Origin of the sequence: Lactobacillus corticis (genome assembly GCF_018327645.1) — a bacterium.
In the GTDB taxonomy this organism is placed as follows: Bacteria; Bacillota; Bacilli; order Lactobacillales; family Lactobacillaceae; genus Lactobacillus; species Lactobacillus corticis.
In genome coordinates this window covers 1-272 of sequence record NZ_BMAY01000039.1, presented here as the reverse complement: position 1 = coordinate 272, position 272 = coordinate 1, and the positions used below count along the sequence as shown (strand labels likewise).

The 272-nt window shown below is 48.2% G+C and carries 1 rRNA gene; it reads right to left on the bottom strand.

The window, feature by feature from the left end:
• Nucleotides 1-107, bottom strand: a 23S ribosomal RNA gene (locus tag KI210_RS08625); the annotation flags it as partial.
• Nucleotides 108-272: the final 165 nt, after the last annotated feature.

Here is a 272-nt window from a genome sequence, read left to right as displayed (position 1 = left end):
CCGGATCTCTGATTACTTACATCTCCCCGAAGCTTTTCGTAGTTCGTCACGTCCTTCATCGGCTGCTAGTGCCTAGGCATTCACCGTGCGCCCTTCTCTGCTTGACCTATTCCAAGTCTCTCTCTCGGTCGCTCTCACAATCTGTTCTTTACGATTGTCTCGGTTTTCTTTTGCTTTCGGTATTCAGTTTTCAACGTACTAGCTCTGAGGTTTTGCCCTCAAAACTAAACAAGATTCGCTCGGTGTGCTTCCGTTTCGCTTCGGTTGCTTCT